The organism is Amycolatopsis sp. NPDC049688, assembly GCF_040674975.1.
GTDB lineage: Bacteria > Actinomycetota > Actinomycetes > Mycobacteriales > Pseudonocardiaceae > Amycolatopsis.
Window position 1 is genome coordinate 223,166 of sequence record NZ_JBFANY010000005.1, and the last position, 21,482, is coordinate 244,647.

20 protein-coding genes are annotated in these 21,482 nt (G+C 71.3%); 11 read left to right on the plus strand and 9 right to left on the minus strand.

Features of this window, described 5'->3' with window-relative positions; translation table 11 throughout:
* The first annotated feature begins 3 nt into the window (after positions 1-3).
* The 4 genes from AB0J55_RS19990 to AB0J55_RS20005 are packed head-to-tail and all read left to right on the plus strand — an operon-like array spanning position 4 to position 3,926.
* Positions 4-1,371, plus strand: a complete 1,368-nt coding sequence (locus tag AB0J55_RS19990) for an acyclic terpene utilization AtuA family protein (protein WP_364250117.1) — start codon at positions 4-6, stop codon at positions 1,369-1,371.
* Positions 1,364-1,693, plus strand: a complete 330-nt coding sequence (locus tag AB0J55_RS19995) for a DUF4387 domain-containing protein (RefSeq protein WP_364250120.1) — start codon at positions 1,364-1,366, stop codon at positions 1,691-1,693. Before AB0J55_RS19990 ends, AB0J55_RS19995 begins: the two co-directional genes overlap by 8 nt.
* Positions 1,690-2,517, plus strand: coding sequence for an alpha/beta hydrolase (locus tag AB0J55_RS20000; RefSeq protein WP_364250123.1), 828 nt, complete (start codon positions 1,690-1,692; stop codon positions 2,515-2,517). Before AB0J55_RS19995 ends, AB0J55_RS20000 begins: the two co-directional genes overlap by 4 nt.
* Positions 2,514-3,926, plus strand: coding sequence for a DUF6351 family protein (locus AB0J55_RS20005; RefSeq protein WP_364250126.1), 1,413 nt, complete (start codon positions 2,514-2,516; stop codon positions 3,924-3,926). Before AB0J55_RS20000 ends, AB0J55_RS20005 begins: the two co-directional genes overlap by 4 nt.
* Positions 3,927-3,987: 61 nt before the next feature.
* Here AB0J55_RS20005 and AB0J55_RS20010 read toward each other — a convergent pair whose 3' ends face one another.
* The 3 genes from AB0J55_RS20010 to AB0J55_RS20020 all read right to left on the minus strand — a co-directional run bounded on the left by AB0J55_RS20010 (position 3,988) and on the right by AB0J55_RS20020 (position 6,380).
* On the minus strand, positions 3,988-4,143 hold the full coding sequence (locus tag AB0J55_RS20010) for a hypothetical protein (protein ID WP_247022631.1): 156 nt from the start codon (positions 4,141-4,143) through the stop codon (positions 3,988-3,990).
* 117 nt (positions 4,144-4,260) lie between these two features.
* Positions 4,261-5,025, minus strand: coding sequence for a DUF1206 domain-containing protein (locus AB0J55_RS20015; protein ID WP_364250129.1), 765 nt, complete (start codon positions 5,023-5,025; stop codon positions 4,261-4,263).
* 137 nt (positions 5,026-5,162) lie between these two features.
* Positions 5,163-6,380 (minus strand): amidohydrolase family protein, encoded by a 1,218-nt coding sequence (locus AB0J55_RS20020; protein WP_364250132.1) that lies wholly within the window; start codon positions 6,378-6,380, stop codon positions 5,163-5,165.
* A 90-nt stretch (positions 6,381-6,470) separates the two neighbouring features.
* Here AB0J55_RS20020 and AB0J55_RS20025 point away from each other — a divergent pair, with 90 nt between their 5' ends.
* Positions 6,471-6,920: a MarR family winged helix-turn-helix transcriptional regulator gene (locus AB0J55_RS20025; RefSeq protein ID WP_364250135.1), complete on the plus strand. Its 450-nt coding sequence runs from the start codon at positions 6,471-6,473 to the stop codon at positions 6,918-6,920.
* A gap of 13 nt (positions 6,921-6,933) precedes the next feature.
* On the opposite strand, the gene AB0J55_RS20030 is transcribed toward AB0J55_RS20025, so the two are convergent.
* Positions 6,934-7,941, minus strand: coding sequence for a LacI family DNA-binding transcriptional regulator (locus AB0J55_RS20030; RefSeq protein ID WP_364250138.1), 1,008 nt, complete (start codon positions 7,939-7,941; stop codon positions 6,934-6,936).
* Between the two features lie 81 nt (positions 7,942-8,022).
* On the opposite strand from AB0J55_RS20030, the gene AB0J55_RS20035 reads away from it, so the two are divergent.
* On the plus strand, positions 8,023-10,995 hold the full coding sequence (locus AB0J55_RS20035) for an AAA family ATPase (protein ID WP_364250141.1): 2,973 nt from the start codon (positions 8,023-8,025) through the stop codon (positions 10,993-10,995).
* A gap of 55 nt (positions 10,996-11,050) precedes the next feature.
* On the opposite strand, the gene AB0J55_RS20040 is transcribed toward AB0J55_RS20035, so the two are convergent.
* The 3 genes from AB0J55_RS20040 to AB0J55_RS20050 all read right to left on the minus strand — a co-directional run bounded on the left by AB0J55_RS20040 (position 11,051) and on the right by AB0J55_RS20050 (position 13,279).
* Positions 11,051-11,581 carry a hypothetical protein gene (locus tag AB0J55_RS20040; protein WP_364250144.1) on the minus strand — a complete coding sequence of 177 codons (531 nt, stop codon included), beginning with the start codon at positions 11,579-11,581 and terminating at the stop codon, positions 11,051-11,053.
* On the minus strand, positions 11,575-12,501 hold the full coding sequence (locus tag AB0J55_RS20045) for a hypothetical protein (RefSeq protein WP_364250151.1): 927 nt from the start codon (positions 12,499-12,501) through the stop codon (positions 11,575-11,577). The genes AB0J55_RS20040 and AB0J55_RS20045 overlap by 7 nt, the downstream gene beginning before the upstream one ends.
* 85 nt (positions 12,502-12,586) lie before the next feature.
* Positions 12,587-13,279, minus strand: a complete 693-nt coding sequence (locus tag AB0J55_RS20050; RefSeq protein WP_364250154.1) for a helix-turn-helix transcriptional regulator — start codon at positions 13,277-13,279, stop codon at positions 12,587-12,589.
* A gap of 38 nt (positions 13,280-13,317) precedes the next feature.
* On the opposite strand from AB0J55_RS20050, the gene AB0J55_RS20055 reads away from it, so the two are divergent.
* Positions 13,318-13,974 carry a hypothetical protein gene (locus AB0J55_RS20055; RefSeq protein WP_364250157.1) on the plus strand — a complete coding sequence of 219 codons (657 nt, stop codon included), beginning with the start codon at positions 13,318-13,320 and terminating at the stop codon, positions 13,972-13,974.
* Between the two features lie 17 nt (positions 13,975-13,991).
* Positions 13,992-14,267: a hypothetical protein gene (locus AB0J55_RS20060; RefSeq protein WP_364250160.1), complete on the plus strand. Its 276-nt coding sequence runs from the start codon at positions 13,992-13,994 to the stop codon at positions 14,265-14,267.
* Positions 14,268-14,331: 64 nt separating this feature from the next.
* On the opposite strand, the gene AB0J55_RS20065 is transcribed toward AB0J55_RS20060, so the two are convergent.
* Positions 14,332-15,510: an oxygenase MpaB family protein gene (locus tag AB0J55_RS20065; RefSeq protein WP_364250163.1), complete on the minus strand. Its 1,179-nt coding sequence runs from the start codon at positions 15,508-15,510 to the stop codon at positions 14,332-14,334.
* A 202-nt stretch (positions 15,511-15,712) separates the two neighbouring features.
* Here AB0J55_RS20065 and AB0J55_RS20070 point away from each other — a divergent pair, with 202 nt between their 5' ends.
* From AB0J55_RS20070 to AB0J55_RS20080, 3 genes are all read left to right on the plus strand, one after another.
* Positions 15,713-16,867 (plus strand): helix-turn-helix domain-containing protein, encoded by a 1,155-nt coding sequence (locus tag AB0J55_RS20070; RefSeq protein ID WP_364250787.1) that lies wholly within the window; start codon positions 15,713-15,715, stop codon positions 16,865-16,867.
* A gap of 401 nt (positions 16,868-17,268) precedes the next feature.
* Positions 17,269-18,672: a hypothetical protein gene (locus tag AB0J55_RS20075; protein ID WP_364250166.1), complete on the plus strand. Its 1,404-nt coding sequence runs from the start codon at positions 17,269-17,271 to the stop codon at positions 18,670-18,672.
* Between the two features lie 26 nt (positions 18,673-18,698).
* Positions 18,699-19,421 carry a trypsin-like peptidase domain-containing protein gene (locus AB0J55_RS20080; protein WP_364250169.1) on the plus strand — a complete coding sequence of 241 codons (723 nt, stop codon included), beginning with the start codon at positions 18,699-18,701 and terminating at the stop codon, positions 19,419-19,421.
* Positions 19,422-19,466: 45 nt separating this feature from the next.
* Here AB0J55_RS20080 and AB0J55_RS20085 read toward each other — a convergent pair whose 3' ends face one another.
* The gene (locus AB0J55_RS20085; RefSeq protein ID WP_364250172.1) at positions 19,467-21,464 is read right to left on the minus strand and encodes a family 43 glycosylhydrolase; all 1,998 of its coding nucleotides are present in this window, start codon (positions 21,462-21,464) and stop codon (positions 19,467-19,469) included.
* Positions 21,465-21,482: the final 18 nt, after the last annotated feature.

Sequence of the window (21,482 nt, forward strand, 5' to 3'; positions counted from 1 at the left end):
AACATGGAGACAGTGCGCGTCCTGTCGCCGAGCGGCATGCTCGGCGCGGGCTGGGACCACGCCACGATCGAGCGCGGCATCGCCCTGGGCGCCGACGTCATCAGCATCGACGCCGGCTCCACCGACTCGGGTCCCTACTACCTCGGGTCCGCGTCGCCCAAGACGACGGCCAAGGCGGTGGCGCGTGACCTGCGCAGCCTCCTGACGGCCGCCGCCGGCGCGGGCATCCCGGTGATCGTGGGCTCGTGCGGCACGAGCGGAACCGACCGCGGCGTCGACTGGGTCGCCGGGATCGCCGCCGAGGTGATGGCCGGGGAAGGCCTGGACCTGAAGGTCGCGAAGATCTACAGCGAGCAGGACGCGGCCGGGCTGAAGGAGCACCTCGGCGCGGGCCGGATCCACCCGCTGCCCCCGCTGGGGGACCTGACGGCCGAGACCCTCGAAAGCTGCACCCACATCGTCGGTGCGATGGGGCACGAGCCGATCGTCGACGCGCTGCGCGCGGGCGCCCAGGTCGTGCTGGCCGGCCGCGCGACCGACACGGCGGTCGCGGCGGCGTACCCGCTCATGAAGGGCATGCCGCCCGGGCCCACCTGGCACGCCGCCAAGATCGTCGAGTGCGGCGGCCAGTGCACGAGCAACCCGCGCGCGGGCGGTGTGCTCGCCACGATCGACGCCGGCGGCTTCACCATCGAGCCGCTCGATCCCGCGGTGTCGTGCACGCCGATCTCGGTGGCCGCCCACATGCTCTACGAGACGGCGAACCCGCATCAGATGCGGGAACCCGCCGGCACCCTCGACGTCCGGGACGCGCGGTACACCGCGGTCGACGACCGGATCGTCCGCGTCGAGGGGTCCCGGTTCCACGTCGCCGGCCAGTACACGATCAAGCTGGAAGGCGCCCGGATCACCGGCTACGAGACCGTGTCGTTCTCGGCGATCCGGGACCCGTTCATCCTCGCCGACATCGATGCCTGGGCCCGGCTGATGCGCACGATGATCACCGAGCGCGTCCGCCAGACCCTGGAGCTGGCCGAGGACGAGTACGCCTTCGACCTCCGCCTCTACGGCCACAACGCGGTGCTGGACGAGCTCGAGCCCGAGACCGGGCCGCCGCGCGAAGTCGGCGTCATGCTGCTCGTCAACGCGCCCGACCAGCCGACCGCCACCGCGGTCGCCAAGGTCGCCAACCCGTTGCTGCTGCACCTGCCGACGCCGGGGATGGACTACCTGCCCAGTCTCGCCTTCCCGTTCTCACCCGCGGAGATCGAGCGCGGCGCGGCGTACGAGTTCGTGCTGAACCACGTCGTCGACTGCGCCGATCCCGCCGACCTGTTCCGGACCGAGCTGGGGGAGAAAACCCGTGCCTGAAACCACTCTCGCGGATCTCGCCCACGAGGTCCGGTCCAAGAACGCGGGCCCGTTCTGGGTCACCATGGAACTGTTCATGCGCGACGCCGACGGCTACCGGCTCGCCGCGGACCTGGTGGACGAGCGCATGATCGCCCGGCTGTACCGCCTGGAGGAGCACACCATCCGGATCTTCCGGATCCCTTCGCTCAACGTCGTGAAGATCTCCTTCCCGCGCCCGGTGAGCCAGGGCTCGCTCCGGGACCGCGACGTCCACGCGGGACAGCACCACGTCCCGCTGGCCCGCGTCCCGGTCGCCGTCCACCGCGGGGACGTCGCGTGATCCGGGTCGCGGACCTGCCCGCCGCCCACCCCGGCCGCCGGCTGCTGACCAAGCGGACGCCGTTCTTCGCCGCACCGGGCGAGCCGCGCTGCAGCTACTGCGTGTACGTCCCCACCAGCTGGACCCCGGAGACCGAACTGCCCGTCCTGGTGGCCGTGCACGGCACCGGTCGCAGCGTCGGGGAGCTACGCGAAGGGCTCATTCCCTTCGCCGAAGAGCACCAGGTGATCGTCGTGGTCCCGCTGTTCCCGGTCGGCATCGAAAACCCCGACGACGTGGACAATTACAAGGTCCTTGACGCCCACGGGATCCGGTTCGACCTGGTGCTGCTGGACATCCTGGAGCAGGTCCGGTTCCGGTGGAACGCGCGCATCGGCACCGTGCTGCTGTGCGGGCACTCCGGTGGGGGCCAGTTCGCCCACCGCTTCCTGTACCTGCACCCGGATCGGGTCGCCGCCGTCGCGGTCGGTGCCCCCGGCGGCGTGACCCTGCTCGACGATGCGCTCGCCTGGCCGGAAGGCACCGGTGACACCCGGCAGCGGTTCGGGATCGCCGTGGATCCCGCCGCGGTCGCCCGGGTGCCGGTGCTGCTCGTGATCGGCGCCGACGACGACGGGCGGGCCGACCTGGCCGCCATGGGCGACCACGGCCACAGCCGGCCGGAACAGCTCGACCGGCTGGGCCGGTCCCTGGCCTTGCACGGCACCGCGGTGCAGCACGTCGTGGTCCCCGGCGTCGGGCACAGCGCCCCGGGAACCCGGCCGCCGGTCGTCGAATTCTTCACCGGCCTGCTGCCGGACATCCGAGGAAAGGCAGTTCCTTGACCAAAACCTTCGCCGCCCGCCGTCTGCTCGTGCTCGCCACGGCGCTGCTGAGCACACTCGGGACCGCGGCCCCCGGCTACGCGAACACGACGCGGCCGCCGACGACTCCGTGCCCGTCCGTCCTGGCCGGGAAGGCCACCTGCTACTCCGGCCAGGACGGCAACGGCGCCTACTACACGATCGCCATCCCGGCTCGGTGGAACCGGGGGCTCGTCGTCCACGCCCACGGTGGCCCCTCCCCGGCCTACGATCCCGCCAGTACCACGGAGGACCTGGCGCAGTGGGCGGTGCTGGTCGACGAGGGGTACGCCTGGGCCGCGTCCTCGTACCGGCGCGGCGGTTACGGGGTCAGGATGGCCGCCGCCGACACGGAGAACGTGCGGCGCCTGTTCGTCGAGCGGTTCGGCCGGCCCGACCGAACCTACGTCCACGGCCAGTCCTTCGGCGGCAACGTCGCCGCGAAGGTCGCCGAGAGCTACGGCCGGGAGGGCGGTGCCTACGACGGGGTGCTGCTGACCAGCGGGCTGCTGGCCGGCGGGTCCCGCGGCTACGACCACCGCGTGGACCTGCGGGTGGTCTACCAGTACTACTGCCGCAACCTGCCCCGCCCGGCCGAGCCGCAGTACCCGCTGTGGCAAGGGCTCCCGGCGGATTCCCCGTTGACCCCGGACGATGTCATGGACCGCCTGCAGGAGTGCACCGGCATCGCCTCCGCCCCGGCCGGCCGGACGCCCCGGCAGCAACGCAACCTGGACGACATCACCGCGGTCACGACGATCCCGGAACGCTCCCTGCCGACGCACCTGCAGTACGCGACTTTCCTGTTCCAGGACATCGTCTCGAACCGGCTCGGCGGCCGGAACCCGTTCGGCAACCGGGGTGTGCGGTACACGGGCTCGCACGACGACCGGGCCCTCAACGCGGGGGTGGACCGGTTCTCGCCCGACCCCACCGCGGTGCGTGACCTCTCCTACGACAGCGACCTCACCGGCCAGGTCTCCCTCCCGGTGCTCACCCTGCACGCGATCGACGACCCTTCGGTCTTCGTGGAACACGAGGCCGCGTACCGCGCCACGCTCGCCGGCGCCGGCCGGGACGGCCACCTCGTCCAGACCTTCACCCGCGAATCCGAACACGACGAGCTGAGCGTCGCCGAGTACGCCAGCTCGATCGCCGCTCTGGACAACTGGGTGCGCACCGGCCGGAAGCCGACACCGCAGTCCATCGCCCATGCCTGTACCGCGTTCGACAGCACCTACCACGGCGGGTGCTTCTACGAGCCCGGCTACCGCCCGGCGCCGTACGGCACCCGGATCCGGCCCCGCCCGGGCGATGTCCACTGGCCGGCCATGACGGCGGCGCAGGAGCGTTCGTGGAGCCGCATCGACGGGGTGGGCATCGCTCCCTGACCGAAGGGGCCGGGGCCGGAGGGTGCACCTCCGGCCCCGCCGGGGAAAGGGAAGGCGTGTCTCAGAACCAGTGCGCGCGTCCGCCGACCTTGCGCCCGGTCCCGCCGAGGATGGCCAGGGCGACACCGGCGACGGCGAGCACGATGCCGATCGTGTACAGCACCGGGATGCCGATCACGAAGCCGAGGATGATCAGGATGACGCCGAGGATGATCACGGTGGGGGAGCTCCTTTTCCGAGAGGGCGGCGCCCGGGGTGGGCGCCGGCTCGACTCGGCCCGGGAGTGCCCAGGACCTCGTCCGTCCAAACTGGTGTCTTCACACCGGCGAGGGAGTCAGATCCTGCGGTAGCGGCTTTCGAGCAACGCGAACACGCCGAACACGGCGATGCCGGCGGCCAGGGCCAGCAGCAGAGCCTGTCCGTAGGGCTGGAGGGCGAGCGTCTTGAGCGCGGGGTCCAGGCCGCCGGCTTTGGCGGGGTCGTATTCCACGGCGGCGACGATGAACATCGCGCCCACCGTCCCGTAGGCGGCCGCCATCGCCGACCAGCCGACCTGGCCCAGCCGCTCCGCCGACCGCCGGACCGTCCGGGAGGTCCCGCCGAGGTCGAGGTCGTGGACGAACTTCTTCCTGATCCCGCGGTAGCCGAGGAAGGCGGCGACCGCGATGACGACGCTTCCGGTCGCGATCACCGCGGCGGCGCCCCAGGGTTCGGCCAGGACCGTGGCCACCACCGAGCCCGCTTTGCCGGAGCCGCCGGTCGCGATCTTCCCCGCGCTGTAGGCGACGAGGCCGTACAGGACGACTTCGACGCCGCTGGCCGTCCGCCGCACCCACCGCCGGCGTGGTGCGGCGTGCCGGTGGCCCCTGACCGCTTCGACGAGCTGCCACACCGCGAGCAGCCCGGTCCCGGCGGCGATCAGCCACAGCAACCACGCCCCACCCCCCGACGCGACGATCTGCAGGGCGCCGGCTTTGTCGGCCTTCTCGTTGTCGCCGAGGGCCACCTGCGCCGCCAGCCACGCGACGAGCAGGTGCACCAGGGCGTAGCAGGTCAGGCCAATCCGGGCGATCAGGGTGAAACCTCTGAAGTCGGGCACCCGAGGATCCTCGTTCATCCCGGCTCGGATGACCAGACGCCTGCGCATGTTCGTCGCGGATCGGCAGCCGGACGCGGTCAGGAAGCCGGGCTGAACCGGCAGGCGCCGGACGCCGGGAAGCGCGAAGCCGGTCGTGGTCACGTCTGCCGGAGCCGGCTGCCCCGGCGCCAGATCGCGCGCGTGTTCAGTGTGTCCCCGATGTCCGCCACCGGATCGCCGTCGACCAGCAGGAGGTCGGCTCGAAGCCCTTCCGCGATCCGGCCCCGGTCGGACAGGCCGAACCGGCGGGCCGTCGTCGCCGTTGCGGCGCGCAGGGCCTGTGCGGGCGGCAAACCCGCTGCCACCAGGTACTGCAGTTCCTGGTGCAGGCTGGCTCCGTGGGCCAGGCCGCCGAAGAACGTCTCGGGCATCGAGGCGTCCGTGCCCGCCAGGATGTCCACGCCGGCCTCGGCCAGTGCCCGCACCGTCTCCAGGACGTCCTCGATTTTCCCCTGCGGATAACGGTTGTAGCTCGACCGAAGCGTTTCGTCCCACTTGACGTCGAGGCGGCGGGACACGCGGGGGTCGTCGGCGAGGGTGCTGCCGGTGATGCCCATCATGGAGGCGTCGAGGCAGATGCACGGCACGACGAACATGTCCGCCGCCGCGATCAGATCGACGATTTCGGGGGTGTGCGGGCGGTCCATGAACACGTGGACCACGCCGTCGATGCCGGCCTCGACGGCCATCCGGGTCGCGTCGAGGGTCAGCGTGTGGGCCACCGTGAGAGCGCCGTGCTTCTTCGCCTCGGCGACGCCCGCGTTCAGCGTGGCCTGGTCGAGCATCGGCAGGCCGGGGTGGCCTTCGACGCTGCCGTCGTCGATCATGAACTTGAGGTAGTCGGAGCCGCGGGCCAGGAGCTGGGGGACGTAGCCGGCGGCCTGGTCCGGCGTGGTGGCGAACGGCATCAGCGGCATCACCGGCGGGAGGTCGCCGGCCGGCCGGAACCCTTCCGGCATCAGCTCGCTGGGGTGACCGCCGGGCGGGGTGATGCCGAACCCCGCCGACCGGATGTCGGCGACCGTGTCGTCCTCGGTGATGTGCGCCCGGTTTTCGCGGGTGTGCAGGCCCTGCATCTCCAGCTCGGTCGTGACGCCGAACCGCAGCGCCAGCGCCAGGGAGCCGGGGCCGGAGTGGACGTGCGCATCGATCAGGCCGGGCAGCAGGGTCGCGCCCCGGCCGTCGACGACTTCGGCGCCTTCCGGCACGTCGCCGCCGATCCGGCGGATCTTCGGGCCGTCGAGGACGACCGTCTGCACCCCCAGTGGCTTCTCCCCGTCGAACACCCGGGCACCGGTGATGGCAGTGGTGGCCATGGCGGCCTCGCTCTCTCGTCGCAGTTACATACCTGATGCTATGCACTTTACGACTGGTATGCAAATGCCGGGAGTACTACGATCCGGCGGGTGACCAGTTCCGCCGAAGACCCGCTGCTGGACCAGGTCGGCCCGGCGCTGTCCCGGCTGCGCCGCCGGACCCCGGCCTCGAGCCGGGACCTGTCCCGGAACCTGGTGCTCAACGTGGTCGCCGACGCTCCGGGCGAGCTCACGGTCGGCGGGCTGGCCGCGGAGATGGGCGTCGTGCAGCCGGTGGCCAGCCGCACGGTCGCGGCCTGCATCGCCGACGGCCTGCTGCGGCGGGCGGCGTCCCAGGCCGACGGCCGCCGGACCGTGCTCGAGCTCACCGAACGCGGCGAGGCGGAGCGCACGCGGTTCGCCGCCGTCCAGCGGGCGGCGTTCGAGGAGATCACCGCCGCCTGGCCGCCGGAGGAACGCCTCCAGTTCGCGCGGCTCCTCGTCCGCTACACCACCGACGCCGGCACGTGGTCCCGCCGGCGCGCGGCCGAAGAAGGGTGACGGGCGCCGGCGTTCAGTTCAGCGCGGCCGCGGGTCCGGTGGTGCCCCGGCGGACCAGCTCGGCCGGGAGCACGACGTCCACGGCCGGAGCCTGCCGCTGCAGCTGGTCGAGCAGGAGACCGGCCGCACGCTGACCCTGGGCGAAGACCGGTTGCGCGATCGTCGAAAGGTCGAGAGCGGCCGCCAGTTCGTGGTCGTCGAAGCCGATGACCGACATGCCGGCGGGGACGTCGACCCGGGCCCGGCGCAGCGCCTGCAGCGCGCCGAACGCCATCTCGTCGGACATCGCGAACACCGCGCTCGGCGGCTTCCGCCGTGCGAGCAGGCGTTCCATCGCGGCTTCGCCTCCGGTGGCGGTGAAGTGGCCGGCGGCCTCCAGGTCCGGTTCCGGCTCGATCCCCGCCTCCGCCAGGACCCGGAGGTAGCCGTCGCGGCGCCGGCCGGGCGTGGTGAACCCGTGGGGCGGCGGGTCGGTCTCCCCGAGCAGCCCGATCCGGCGGTGCCCGAGCTCGACCAGGTGCCGCACCGCCCGGGCCGAGGCGGCGAAGTCGTCGATGCGCACCGACGAGATGCCGTCGGCGGTGCTGCCGACGAGGACCACGGGGATCCGCAGGGCCCGCAGGGCATCGGCCTCGCACCGGGTCAGCGGCAGGCACAGCACCAGGACGGCGTCGACCCGCCGCCGCACCGGCATCTCGGCGAAGAACCGTTCCCGGCTCGGCTCGCCCGGCACCCCGTACACGACGAGGTCCAGTCCGGCTTCGCGCAGCACGGTTTCCGCCCCGGCGATCACCGTGCCGAAGAACCACCGGGAGACGAACGGCACCACGATCCCGACGGAGTTGGTGCGGCCCGAGGCGAGGCTCGACGCGTTGAACGGGATGACGTAGCCGAGCTCGGCGGCCACCCGTTCGACCCGCGCCCGGGTCTGGGCGGTGACCGAGGGAAGCCCGCGCAGGGCACGGGAAGCCGTGGCCGTGGAGACCTGCGCCCGCCGGGCGACGTCACGGATCGAGGGCATGCGTACCTCCTGCGGGCCGCACGGTACCGGAAACCGCAACACCGCTCCGCCCGCTTCCGATTACCTGGTGGAGGTGGCGCGATGTCGAGGGCTTTGAGCTACGCGGACGCCGTGCGCGTGCTGGACGGCGGAGCACCGGACAAAGTGGTGACCGCGCTCGACCGCCTGACCGGTGGTGTCCTGCTCGCGTTGAGCGCCACCGGGTCCGCGCTCGCGCTGAGCCTGTTCGACGCCAAGTCCGAGTTCTTCCGGCTGACCGGCGAACTCGTGTCCCGGCTGAACACGCGGCTGCGCGGCAGCAGCCGGGTGGAACGCGGCGAGCAGTTGTCCGCCGCGCACAGCGCCATCGTGGTGGCGGCGTTCTTCGACGCGATGGCGACGGTCCGCCTGCCCTTCGCCCTGGCCGAACTCGAGCTCACCCCGTCGGACCGGCTCACCACCGCGTTGCTGCTCACCCCGGCTCCTTTGCTGGCGCCGCACCGGCCCTACGAGCAGTCGATCGAAGCCTTGGCGGGCCACTACGCCCGGATGGCGGGCGAGGTCCTGGAGTTCCTCACCGGGCTGGCCGTGTGGGACCACTTGGACGACCGCGGCAGGCGGGCCGTCGAAACGGCGATGCTCGGCGAAGCCACGGCGAAGGCGGTCACGAAGTACGAGGACATGTTCCGGCGCCTGGCCACCGACTTCCCCGAGGTCGCCTTCTGGGCCAACCGCGTCGACCACCAGGCGACCAGGGCCGAGATCCGCCATCTGCGGGCCGGCCTGGCGGGGGTCACCCGGGTGCTGACGGAGATCGCGTCCGGGCAGGTCCCCGACGACCGGCGGGCGCGGCTGGCGCGGTTCCACGAGGCGGTGCTGGCCCGGCCGCTGCTGCCGGCGACCCCGGCCGGCGTCCGGTTGCCGAGCGTCGCCGAGGCCTACGTGAACCCCCATTTCCGCGTCGCCGCCGACGTGGCGCACGACCACATCGCCGACGAAGGGTGGTGGGACGGCCAACCCGTCCGCACCGACCTGCAGGAGTTCCTGATCGGGCACCTGACGTCGCCGGCGGCCACCGAGGCGCCCCTCGTGGTGCTCGGCCAGCCGGGGTCGGGGAAGTCGATGCTGGCGAAGGTGCTCGCGGCGCGCCTGCCGCCCGGCGATTTCCTGGCCGTCCCGGTGCCGTTGCGCGAGGTTTCCGCCGACGGCGACGTGCAGACCCAGATCGAACAGGGCCTCCGCATCTCGACCGGGGAACAGCTGCCCTGGCGGGAGTTCGCCGGTTCCGCGGGTGACGCGGTGCCCGTGGTCCTGCTCGACGGGTTCGACGAACTCCTGCAGGCGACGAACACGAACCAGTCCGATTTCCTCGAGCGCCTGGCCCGGTTCCAGCAGCGGGAGGCCGATCTCGGACACCCGGTCGTCGTGGTCGTCACCAGCCGCGTTTCGGTGGCCGACCGGGCCCGGCCGGTCGGCGGGATGGTCAGCCTGCTGCTCGAACCGTTCGACGACGAGCAGATCGAGCAGTGGCTGGGTCCGTGGCGCCGCCTCAACGAAACGGGCCTCACCGTCGACGTCCTGCGTCCGCACGCCGACCTGGCGCGCCAGCCCCTGCTGCTCCTGCTGCTCGCGATCTACGACCGCACCGAGTCGCCGCTCGAGGAGGGCGGGGACGCCATCGGGCAGATCCAGCTCTACGAAGGGCTGCTGGCCGGGTTCGCGAGGCGGGAGGTCCTCAAGCAGCACGCGGACGAGCCGGGCGAGGAGGTGACGCGGCTGGTCGAGCAGGAACTGGTCCGGCTGTCGGTCGCGGCGTTCGCCATGTTCAACCGCGGACGGCAGTGGGTCACCGCGGAGGAGCTCGACACCGATCTCGCCGCGCTGCCGGTGGGGGAGGTCAGTGCCCGGGTGGTCATCAGCAGCTTCTACTTCATCCACACCGCGCAGGCTGTCAAGGACGACGACCGCCGGCTGCGGACGTACGAGTTCATGCACCCGACGTTCGGCGAGTACCTCATCGCCCGGCTCACCGTGCGCGAGCTGCGGGCCATCGCCGAAGGGCGCCGCGACAACGACGACTTCTTCCACGCGTTGCTGTCGTTCGCGGCGCTCACGGACCGGAAAACCGTGCCGGCCTTCATCGGCAGCATCGTGACCGAGCTGCCGGCGCCACTCGTCGGCCCGATGCGCGAAACCCTCCTGACGCTGTTCCACGCCGCGCTGCTGCCGAGGAGTTCGTCGCTGCTCGGCTATCAGCCGGACCGGGCCCTGGTGCCCGCGCGCTGTGCCGTGTACTCCGCGAACCTGTGCCTGCTGCTGGTCACCGCCCCGCCGTTCGAGGTCACGACCGGCCAGCTCTTCCCCGGCGCAGAGCATCCGGTCAGGGAATGGACGAGGACCGCGACGCTCTGGGTCGCCCAGCTGTCCTCCGAAGGACGGCACGGACTCGTGGAGACGCTGAAGCTGTTCCGGAGCTGGCAGGACGGCAGGAGGATCGTCCGGATCACGACCGGGTCGGCCCGGCCCGGCGACCGGGAACAGGACATCGACCTGTACTGGTCCTACCGGATGGAGCCGGATGACCAGTTCCACGGCGAAGACAGCTATCGCGGCTGGATCCGGTTTCCCTTCGACACGCTCGCGTCGGAACTCGAGTTCCTGTGCAGCGTCGAAGGCGACACCGCAGCCCATGCCCTGGCGCCGTTCGCGGACGGCTACGGGAACATGATCACCACGTTCTACGGCTTCGGCGACGCGCGGCCCGTCTCACCCGCCCACGCCCTGATCACCCTGTGGCTCAAGGCCGGGAGCGGAGCCGGCGCGGACGAGCTGGCGGCCGCGTACTTTCCCTGCCTGAAACACGCCGTGCACGGCTTCGCGCCCTACGACCACGAAACACGACGGCGGTTCCGCGTGCTCTTCCTGAACCAGCTCCAGATCCTGCGCGAGCGGCTGCCCCCGGAGACCTTGGCTCGCACGGTGCGGGAGATGCTGCGCACCGACGGCCCCGAGATCGAGGCCAAAGAGGATCTGCTCGCCCTGACGCACGCGATCTGTCCCGGCCTGCTGCCGTGACCGGCCCGCCGCCGGAGACCTGGCGTCGTGCTCGATCCCTGAGGGGCGATGGGGCTTACCGCGACCCGGCGTCGTAGCAGGCCCCGGCCATGGGGTTGTCGGCGGTGAGGGTGAAATCGGTCAGTTTGCCCTGGTGGTCCGGGGTTCCCCGGGCGAAGACCGCGATCGCCCCGTGCGGGTGGCAGTAGGTGAGACCGCCCTGGTCGGCGATCGCCGTGGCCTCGAGGGTCTGCGCGAGGATCGTCAGCGGGGCGCCGTCGTTCGCCCGGAGCTCGGCGAGGGCCGCGTCGGCGCTGCGGGTGCCGAACGGGTTGTCCATCCACTCGGCCAGAGCTTCGTAGTCACCTTGGCAGGCCGCGTGGTGCACGGCGGCGACCGGGGCGAGGAGCTGTTCGTCCAGAGCATGGCCGGTCCGGTCGGTCATCGTGATCGCCCCGCACTCCGACGCGTCCCGCGGCGGCAAGGCGGTTTCCGGATCGGTCCCGCGGGTCAGCAGCCAAACGGTTCCGGCGAGCAGCAGCAGGATCACCGCACCCGCCGCGAACCACAGGGTTCTCCTTCGCCCGGAGCGCTCCATGATCAGCATTCCCCCACCCCGTCGAAGTGTTCCGGATCCGGCTGGCGGGAGACGGTGGTGTCGGCCTGGGCGAAGTAGACGGTGCGGTACGACGCCTGCCCCCGGGCACTGCAGGGGAAACCGGTCACGCGGAACGGCTTCCCGGCGTCGTCGACGGTCGTCTGCTTGATCTCCTTACCGGCCTCGGAGAACACGGCGAGGTCGAAGTCGTAGGCGCCCTTGGCCGCCGACGCGGTCACGATCACCTCTTTGGTTTCGCCGTCGACGAGCTTGATCGTGTGCGCCGGGAAGTACGGGCCGGCCGGGAAGTTCCGGTTGCCGGTGGCGTCGCGCACGGCCGACTGCAGGACGGGGAACCGGTCGTCCAGTTCGAGGAGCGTCTCCGCCGAATCTTCCGCGCCCTGCGGGGGAGACCACACGAGGGTGCCGCTCAACGGCGGCAGCCGCTTGCGGATCACCGCCCTGATGTCGGTGACGACGACCTGCCCGGTCCGCGGGCCTTCGAGGTGCAGGCGGATGACCTGGTGCAGCAGGCCGGCCCCGCCGGCGACCCGGACGTCGTGCGCCAGCTGGGAATCCCGGTCGGCCCCGGGGCGGGCGAGCCGGGCGGCCAGCTCGGGGCCGGGAAAACCGGGGTCTTCGCTCGCATAGCCCCACGGCCCGGCGTCGTTGGCCGACAGGTCCGCGGTCACGCGCAGTTCGGCCGGCCCGGACGGCTGCAGCCAGACGGCGGCGCCGGTGCCGGCGAGCAGGATCACCGCCGCCAGGCCGCCGATCAGCCACCACCGCGGCCGGGCGCGTGGCCGCCCCACGTAAACGGGCCCGGTGATGTCGCGGGCCTGCACGACCTGAGCGGCATTTCCCCCGATGCCGTTCTTCGAAGAACTGTCGCCGGTGCCTGCCGGATCGGTGGACGTGCCGCCGGTCATCGAACTCCCCAAGATCGCGTTCCCCCGTGCGAAGGAAGCCGATCCTACGGCACCGGGAATGGGGACGCGGTTTCCCGGGTCGCGGTCACGAGGTGCAGCTGGGCGCGGTGAACGTCAGCTTGGCTTCGTCGACGTACCCGCTGATCCCGGTGCGGGCGACCGTGCCGAAGTAGCGGTGCGGGTAGCGGTCGTGGAGGAGCGTGCGGACGTGGACGACGTCGGCGGCGCGGACCTCGCCGATCGGGCTGCCCGCCGCGTCGAGGACCGCGCCCGCGCGGGTGACCCGGTAGTCGCGGGCCGGCACGCACGGCTCGTCCGGCGTGCCGAGCAGGGCCACGCCGGCGCCGGTCAACGCCGCCGCGGCGCTCACCACCAGGGCCGTCCGGACGCTGATCCGCCGGGACGGCGACGTCTCGGACGGGGCCGGACGGCCGCCGGACGGGACCGGACGGCCGGACTGCTCGGCGGCCGACGCGGCGATCCAGCGTTCCTTCCAGACCGGGCCCGGTTCGCCGCACGCCTCGGCCACCGCCACCACCAGGTCGCAGGCCGGCAGGCGGTCACCCCGGAGCGCGTCGTGCAGCGTGCTGCGGGGGAAGCCGGTTCTTCGGGCCAGTTCCGCGAAACTCGGCATGCCGTTTCTCCGGCGGATCCCGCGCAGATCACCGATCAATTGCGTCGTCGTTCCGGTCGGCATCTTCTCCCCGTTTCTCGTCCGGATCCGTCCGGGTGCGTCCCGAACCCTAGCCGCCGTCGTCGGCCGTTCACCAGGATCCATTCGGTGAGGTCACCGATTACCGAACGAAAGGAGGTGCGATGGGAAAAACCCGATTGCGGGCCGTCCTGGCCCTGGCCGTGGCCGTTCCGGCGCTGCTGACGGCGCCCGCCGCGCAGGCCGGGGAGGTGCACCGGATCAAGACCGCGCCGTCGCCCAGCACGGGGGCGCCCGTCGACGGAGGCGGGAGCTGGATCGTCAACAAGCCGAGCGGGTACTACGTCGGCCGGGCGATGCCGGGGGACACCTTCGACGACGAGGTCACCACGAGCGCCAACTGGCACTTCGGCCGAGCGCAGTCGACGGTGAACATGTGCGGCTGGGTGCTGCCGGGCTCGATGGGCGCCGACGTCGGGCCGGTGGCGGACAGCTGCTCCGCCACCACCCAGGCGACGATCTCGCACCGCCTGACCGTGGGCCGCGACTACAACGCCCCGGCGCACCAGGCGACCGACGGCAGCGCGGTGCCGGCCAACCCGGCGTGCACGCTGTACTTCAACTACTTCTACGGAACCGACTTCGCGTCGAACGGCGGCCACTGGGCGACGGCGGCGGGCGCGCCGCAGAGCAGTGTCCGCTACCGCTTCACCACGCGCGACGGCCAGGCGGCCGTGGTGCGCGACACGGTGCTCGGCTGGGGATTCCTGCCGATCGGCTGCGTCCAGCGGCCGGCTTCCCTCTACAACGACAACGACTGAACCGGAAGGGAACGAGCGTGAAGAACGTCATCGGAACGGGTTTGCTGGTGGCCGCGGCGATCTGCCTGGGTGCCCCGGGGATCGCGGGCGCCAGTGGCAGCTCGGTGGACGAGGTCCGCTGGCAGTGCGGCGCGGACAGCGTCACGGTCCGGTCCTACCCGGGCGGCCCGGCCATCCCCGGCGAGACGATCGGCTACGGCGTCCGGGTGAACGTCGACAACCACAATGACAACGTGTGGTGGCACATCAATTCGCCGTACGGCGGTTACGTCCTGGCGCAGTACTTCTGCTGACGGCCCCGGGGCGGCCCGGTTCCGCGGGCCGCCCCTCCGCCGGCGGGTCCCCGGTGCCGGCCGGTCACGCCCCGGGCCGGTTCCCGGTCGGGATGGTGATCGGCGTGCTCGCCGGGGACGACATCTTGTTCAGGAACAGCATGGCGATCGCGCGCAGGAACTGGTCGAACAGGTAGAAACCCGCCGGCGCGATGGGGAGCAGGCCCTCGCGGAACGCGATGTAGGCCGGCCAGCCGGTGCGGACCAGCGCGGCCGCCGCGTAGTCGCGCCGCAGGCCGAGCCAGTCGCCCACCTCGTCGCTGAGCACGTACCGCACGAACTCGTTGAGGAACCCGCGGGTGACGCCCAGGTCGATCTGCGCGGTCAGCCCGAGCAGGTCCTCGGCCAGCTCCTTGCCCTCGGTCGTCGGGGCGAGGAGCGGGGTGAGCACCTGGGCCGACTGCGCGTCCGCCTCCGCCCACGTCTTCGGGATGAACTCGTCACGCACGCCGAGCAGGTGGATGGCGACCTGCCACTGGTGCAGGAAGGCCTCTTCGTCCGCGGCCGACATCGGGACGTGCCATTCGCGCAGCTTCCGGTGCACGAAGGTGCCGAGGCTGTGGAAGGTGACCAGGATGTCGCCGTTGCTGATCGGCACCTGCTCGTCGGAGACCGCCCGCCAGTGCGGTGACTGCGGCAGCAGGTGCCGGACCGCGGCGTGCACCAGGCGTGTCTTGGTGGCCGTGACCACGAACTGGCCGCCTGGCTCGAACGCGTTCAGGTCGCTCAGGTCGTAGCCGAAGGTGAACGTCTTGGCCGCGCGGTCCTGCATGTCCGCCCCGCCCGCGGACCAGTAGACCGACCGGGCCTCCCGCGGGATGACCGTGCTCATGATGCCGCTGCCGAGGCCGTACAGCATGAACAGGTAGGTGTCCTTGCGGCGGTTGAAGTCGGCGGCACGGCGCAGCTTCGCGGCGTCGGCCCAGGACGGCAGCCCGTTCACCCGCCCGAGCCAGGCGGCGAGCCCGGCCGGCAGGCCGGCGGGCAGCGGGTCGCCGTTGTCCGCCCACGACCGCAGCGCGGTGTTCACGGCGGGGACCTGGCCACCGTCGACGAGGCCCGCGACCAGGCGGTCCACCTCGTCGTCCCAGACCCACCACGGGTCGGCGGTGCCCGCCGCCCAGGCGGGGACGACGCTCGCCGCGCTCACCAGCCCCAGGGCGACACCGAGCGTAAGGACGTTCCTCCGGCTGAGATTGCTCATTTACTTACCTAGCTTCCATGGTAGGCAGTAGGCCGGTCAGGCCGGGTATTCGCGGTGGTGATCCGCGGTCGGACGCGGACGTCGAGAGGAGATTCCTCATTAACATAGGAGGTGAATCGCGGGTCGGCAAGCCCTCGCGGGGTTGTGGTTGGATGGCTGTCATGGCCGCCCGCTGTCCGCGCACCCCGCCCCGGCGGCCGCGGTGACGGCCGGGCCCGCCGCGGCCGTCCGGCCGCGCAACCGGCGGCAGCTCATCGTCGAAGCGGGCGCCACGCTGTTCAGCGAGCGCGGCTACCACGCGGCGTCGATGGAGGAGATCGCGGCGCGCGTGGGGATCACCGCGGCCGCCCTGTACCGCCACTTCCCGAACAAGTACGCGCTGTTCGCCGAGTGCGCCAATGTCATGGCGGACCGGCTGGTGGCGGCGCTCGGCGAGGTCCCCGCGGACGCCGGGCTGCCGGACGTCCTCGCCGCCGTCACCCGGGTCACCGTCGCCCACCGCGCGTCCGGTGGCGTGTACCGGTGGGAAGCCCGGTACCTCGAACGCGCCGACCGCAGGCTGCTGCGGGCCAAGTTCGCCCAGGTAGTCGGGCGTGTCGCGGAGGCCGTGCGGCGCGCGCACCCGTGGCCCGGCGAGCAGCTGCGGGCGGTGGGCGCGCTCGGGGCGATCGGGTCCGTCACGATGCACCACACCTCGATCGCCCAGCGCCGCGCCGAAACCCTCCTGCAGGAGGCGGCGTCGCGCGTGGCCGCAACGGCTCCGGCGGCGAACGCGCGGGTCGTCGAACTCCCGGCGCCGCCCGTGCCCCGCACCCGCCGCTCGGAGATCCTCGCGGCCGCGGTTCCGCTGTTCGAGCGGGACGGGTTCGCCACGGTCACGAACGGCCGGATCGCCGAGGCGGTGGGCCTGGTGCCGTCCGCGCTCTACCGGTACTTCCCGGGCAAGGCCGACATCCTCGCGGCCGCCTGTCTGCAGGCGGCGGGCCTGCTGGCCCAGGCGGTCGAGCACAACCTCCGCGGAACGGCCGGCCCGCACGACGCCCTGGCCGCCCTGACGGCGACGTACGTGGCCTACAGCTTCGAGCAGCACGTCCTGACCAGCGTGGCCGACGCCGAAATCGCGGGCCTGCCGGCGGCGCTGCGGCGTCCCTTGGTGGCGGCGCAGCGCGAGCACATCGCGGTGTGGGAGCAGCACCTGCGCGCGGCGCGGCCGGAATTGGACGCGCGCCAGGCGCGGGTGCTGGTGCACGCGGGGTTCGGGGTGGTGGTCGAGGCCGGCCGGTTGCTGCGGTGGGAGGACCGGCCGGAGCACCGGGCGGCGGTGGGCGGGTTGTTCGCGAGTGCGCTGGGCCTTTGACGCCGGAATCCACCCCCGTTTCGACCAATGCCGGCCTCCGTCCGGGGAATGCGGGACGCCGGAGTCGAAGAATTGCCCGGCCGTGATTACCCCGGAACGTGAAGCGTTTGCCCCGCGTGGAGCAGCCGCGCTCACTCGACGTCTTCGTCCAGCGGCCAAGGGGATTTTGCCGGCGCACCAAGAGCGGTGCCGGTGGCCGCGGCGGGAAAGCGGTCCGCTTGGCGGCACGATCATGCCGGACCGGGGGAAAACCGGAAGTCGTCGTGACCCGCGGTGAGTGAAGGTCATCAGTTCGTGGACTGATGGTCGCGCGGGAATTCTGCGTACCGTGGCTGAGGCGTGAAAAGCGGCGGCCGCCGGACCACGTATCCGTTGTTCCCTTCCCTTTTCTGGAGTTTCCCATGGCCGGAAGGCTCAACCGTCCCGCTGCGGCGGACGGTGTCGTTGCGTACCAGGACAAGGACAAGCCGGACATGTTCCACTACTTCCCGCTGCGGATCGACTCGGTCCTCGGCGAGACCCTGCGCAGTTTCAAGGTCGACTACTACGGCGTGAACGCCGCGCCCTACTGGGTCGACCTGGGCAACGAGCACTACCAGAGCTGCGTCGGCGGCAACCTGTCCGGGACCGCCGTGCCGGAGATCACCACGGCCCAGCGGGCCAACATCACCAAGGTCATCGGCGACGTCTACGGCGTCAAGAAACCGAACCTGGTGCCGCTGGTGCTCAACAACGTCACCGTGCAGCCGATCTTCGCCAAGCACATCGTGGACATGGGCACCGGCGGCTCGGCCACCTTCCCCAACGAGCTGACCATCGGCGCGAGCACCGGCTACCAGATCGGCAGCGGCAACAGCCTGTTCGCCGAACTGGTCGGCAGCGAGCAGGACAACTCGGAGCCGCGGCCGGACTTCGCGATCAACATCTCCGGCGAGGCCGAGCTGTACGCCGACCCGTGGGTGGCGGAGATCCACGCCGACCTGCGGAAGGTGTGGAAGTACACCCGGACGAAGGTCGACGTCGGGCTGAACATCGGCTGGTTCAACCTCGGCACCAGCATCGACAAGATCACCCAGGAGCTGATCACGAACAACATCGTCGACATCCGCTACATCCAGGGCGGCGGCGGCAACGAGTTCGGCTGGCAGATGCTCAACAGCACGAAGACCCTGTTCGAGGCGATCAACAAGCAGATCACCGCGGGGGAGGGATTGTTCAAGTTCGAACCGAACCCGGTCCCGCAGGAGCCCACCAAGGACGAGAAGTGGGCGTCGAAGCTGCTGCCGTTCACCACGTCGATCAACGTCGGGTACGTCAGCAACTTCTTCGACCAGGAGATCACCTTCGACCAGAAGGTCTCGTTCGAAGGGATGATGCCGGTCCGGTTCAACAGCTCGATGGCGCTGGCGGTGCCGTGCGCGGCGACGACCGAGAGCCACTTCTACGACCTGCAGCTGATGCAGCAGGGCTGCGTCACCAAGGCCAAGCACGACGGGCTGCAGGGCCGGATCAACGCCGAGAAGGAAGCCAAGCGGCAGAAGCTGCTGCTCTACATGGCGAAGGTCGAATCCGGTGAGTGGTCGCCGCAGCAGTATTCGACGATGCTCGCGACGCTGAACACCATGACGCTCACGGAGTACCCGTCGATCGGCGGCATCCGCGAGGACGGCAGCCCGGAGATCACCGCGGCCTCGCCCGAAGAGGTCGACGAGGTGCTGGCGCGCATCGAGGAAGCCGTCACCGGCGGCCTGGTGCCCGCGCAGCGCCTGCGCCGCTCGGCCACTCCCCGCCGGGTCAGGGTCTGACCACGAAACCCCTTGGAGGCAATGCCATGACCATCACCCTGCCCGTGTTCCACCAGCCCGTCCGCAGCCACGCCCGGGTCGGGATGCCGTTCCCGCCCGACGGCCGGGAGCGGGTGCAGCAGACCACCCAGCCGCCCTGGTCGGGCCTCGGCCTGCTCTCGGCCACCATGCCCGACGGCGAAGTGCTGGAGTCGACGGCGTTCGCCATCGCCCCCGACTACGTGGTGACCGCGGCCCACGCGGTCCACGACCGGGATCACGGCGGCCGGGCCGTCGCGGTGACGTTCGAAGCCGGGCGGGACGCCACCCGGACGCCGTTCGGCGTGGTCAAGGCGACCGCGTGGACCTACCCGGGCCAGTACCCGTCCGGCGGCCGGCCGTACGACTACTGCCTGGTCCGGCTCGCGACGGCGCTGCCGTCCCCGGTCACGCTCTACCGGCTGACCGCGGCCTCGGACGCGGACCTGACGGCCGGGACGTGGCAGGTCGCGGGCTACCCGGACGACAAGGCACCGGAGAACTCGCTGTGGTACGACAGCGGCAAGCTGCTCAGCCCGCCGGGCACCCGGATCCTGAGCTACCGGATCTCCACCTCCGGTGGCGAGAGCGGGGCGCCGGTTTCGCCCTACCTCGAGGAGCGGTCGCCGGCCGCCGTCGGCATCCACGCGGGGGTGGCGGCCGACCGGAAGGCGAACGAAGCGGTGCGGCTGACCCGTGCGGTGATCGAGGAGATCGAGTCCTGGAAGTAGGCCGCCGGGGTGGCCGCCGGGCTGCGGCGGCCACCCCGTGGCGGGTCACGGCGTGGTCAGGTCGAACCGCTGGAGCGTGACCGCGCCGCCGAGCGACTGGCTCGCGTAGTTGAACACCGCGAACCGGTAGCCCATGAAGAACTGCCACGCGTTGTTCAGCGTGAACGCGCTGCCCAGCGGCGTGAACGTCGTTCCGTCCGTGCTGTAGGAGAACTTGGCCTGGCGGCCGGTGCCGGGGCGGATGTCGGCGTTGGCGCGCAGCCAGATCTTCGTGCCCGGCAGGTCCGCCGCCGCCACCTCGGTGCCGGTGCCGGTCGTGTTCCAGTTGCCGTCCATGGTCAGGCCGGTGACCATGACGACGCGGTTGCGGCCGCCGTCGCGTTTGACGCCGATCCACGCCGACGAGTCGCGCAGCATCGCCAGCCCGGTCCGGTCGCCGTCCCGCATCGACGTCAGGTCCAGCGTCGCCGTCGCCGTGGAGGTGGGGCCCTGGATGCGGCGGGTCAGCGTGTTGCGGGCGGAATACAGGTCGTTCGTGACCGTCGCGGTGGCGAGCTTCAGCCCGTTGCCGACGGAGAACTTCGTCGTGTCGGGGTTGTGGTTCCACTCCCACTGCGGCTTCAGCGCGGTGCCCTGGAAGGTGTCCGTGCCGATCATCGGTTCGACCTGGCGGGGTGGCGGCGGCAGGTTCGGCTTCGGGTACGTGACGCCCCAGCGCCCGTTGACCGTCTGCAGGCGCGGCCAGCCGTCGGCCGTCCAGGTGATCGGGGCCAGCACCGGGACCCGGCCGCCGGGATAGGCGTCGACGAAAGCCATGTAGTACCAGTCGCCGTTCTGCGTCTGCACCATCCCGCCCTGGTGCGGCACGCCGCCGCCCTGGATCGGGCCCGGCAGGTCCAGCAGCACCTGCTGCACGGTGTAGGGGCCGAACGGGTTGCTCGCCTTGAGGATGTACTGGCCGTTGGCCGGGCGCGTGGCGAAGATGTAGTAGCTGCCGTTGCGCTTGTAGAACCGCGAACCCTCCAGGGTGCCGATGTTCGACGGCGTCTGGAACACCTGCTGCGAGCGGACTTCCGTCTTCCCGTCGGGCGAGAGCTGGGCGACGCTGAGGGTGGTGTTGCCGTAGGCGACGTACATCGTGTCGTTGTCGTCGATGAGCATCCCGGCGTCGTAGTAGCACTTGTCGATCGTCGTGTGCCGCGACCACGGGCCGTCCACCGCGGTGGCGGTGTAGATGTAGGTCTTGGCGAAGTCGATGCAGCCACCCCAGTAGAAGGTGTTGTTGCTCGCCCGATGGTTCAGGAACGACGCCCAGATGCCGCGGACGTAGCCGCGTCCGCCGTTCAGGTCGTACTTGGCGCCGAAGTCCAGCTTCGGCACCGAATGCCCGGCGTACTCCCAGTTCACCAGGTCGTAGGAGCGCAGGATCGGCGCGCCCGGCGAGTAGTGCATCGTGGAGGCCGAGTAGTAGTAGGTGTCGCCGACGCGGATGATGTCGCCGTCCGCGAAGTCCTGCCACACCACCGGGTTCGTGAAGGTGGACGGCTGGTTCGGCGTCGTGGTGGTGGTCGGGGTGCCGGGGGTGGTCGGTGTCGTCGTGGTCGGAGCCGGCGTGTCGACACCGCCGGTGCAGGCGACGCCGTTGAGCCGGAAGGACGACGGAACCGGGTTGGCCGCGGAGAAGGTGCCGTTGAACCCGAATTCCGCCGTCCCGCCGGTGGGGATGGCGGCGTTGTAGGTCACGTTCTTCGCGGTGACCTGCGTGCCGGCCTGGGTGATCGTCGCGTTCCAGTGCTGGCCGACCTGCTGGCCGTCGGCGAAGGACCACTCGAGCGTCCAGCCGCTGATCGCGTCACCGAGGTTGGTGATCGACACGGACGCGCCGAAGCCGCCCTGCCACTCCGACGTCTTCGTGTAGCCGACCGAGCAGCCGGAGGCAGCCACGGCGGGGGCGGACAGGGCGAGCAGGGTCGCGGCCGTCCCGGCGACGACCGCGGTGGCCGCCGCCAGGACCGGCCGGATGGCCGAAGAACGTAACGACATGATGTTCCTTCGCTGGGG

What these genes read in the sequence shown, in the direction of transcription:
- AB0J55_RS20020 (WP_364250132.1), bottom strand. Translation starts at nt 6,380, where the DNA reads ATGGCCACCACTGCCATCACCGGTGCCCGGGTGTTCGACGGGGAGAAG.
- AB0J55_RS20030 (WP_364250138.1), bottom strand. Translation starts at nt 7,941, where the DNA reads ATGCCCTCGATCCGTGACGTCGCCCGGCGGGCGCAGGTCTCCACGGCC.
- AB0J55_RS20050 (WP_364250154.1), bottom strand. Translation starts at nt 13,279, where the DNA reads ATGGATCCTGGTGAACGGCCGACGACGGCGGCTAGGGTTCGGGACGCA.
- AB0J55_RS20045 (WP_364250151.1), bottom strand. Translation starts at nt 12,501, where the DNA reads ATGACCGGCGGCACGTCCACCGATCCGGCAGGCACCGGCGACAGTTCT.
- AB0J55_RS20080 (WP_364250169.1), top strand. Translation starts at nt 18,699, where the DNA reads ATGACCATCACCCTGCCCGTGTTCCACCAGCCCGTCCGCAGCCACGCC.
- AB0J55_RS20035 (WP_364250141.1), top strand. Translation starts at nt 8,023, where the DNA reads ATGTCGAGGGCTTTGAGCTACGCGGACGCCGTGCGCGTGCTGGACGGC.
- AB0J55_RS20075 (WP_364250166.1), top strand. Translation starts at nt 17,269, where the DNA reads ATGGCCGGAAGGCTCAACCGTCCCGCTGCGGCGGACGGTGTCGTTGCG.
- AB0J55_RS20065 (WP_364250163.1), bottom strand. Translation starts at nt 15,510, where the DNA reads ATGAGCAATCTCAGCCGGAGGAACGTCCTTACGCTCGGTGTCGCCCTG.
- AB0J55_RS20040 (WP_364250144.1), bottom strand. Translation starts at nt 11,581, where the DNA reads ATGCTGATCATGGAGCGCTCCGGGCGAAGGAGAACCCTGTGGTTCGCG.
- AB0J55_RS19990 (WP_364250117.1), top strand. Translation starts at nt 4, where the DNA reads ATGGAGACAGTGCGCGTCCTGTCGCCGAGCGGCATGCTCGGCGCGGGC.
- AB0J55_RS20085 (WP_364250172.1), bottom strand. Translation starts at nt 21,464, where the DNA reads ATGTCGTTACGTTCTTCGGCCATCCGGCCGGTCCTGGCGGCGGCCACC.
- AB0J55_RS20055 (WP_364250157.1), top strand. Translation starts at nt 13,318, where the DNA reads ATGGGAAAAACCCGATTGCGGGCCGTCCTGGCCCTGGCCGTGGCCGTT.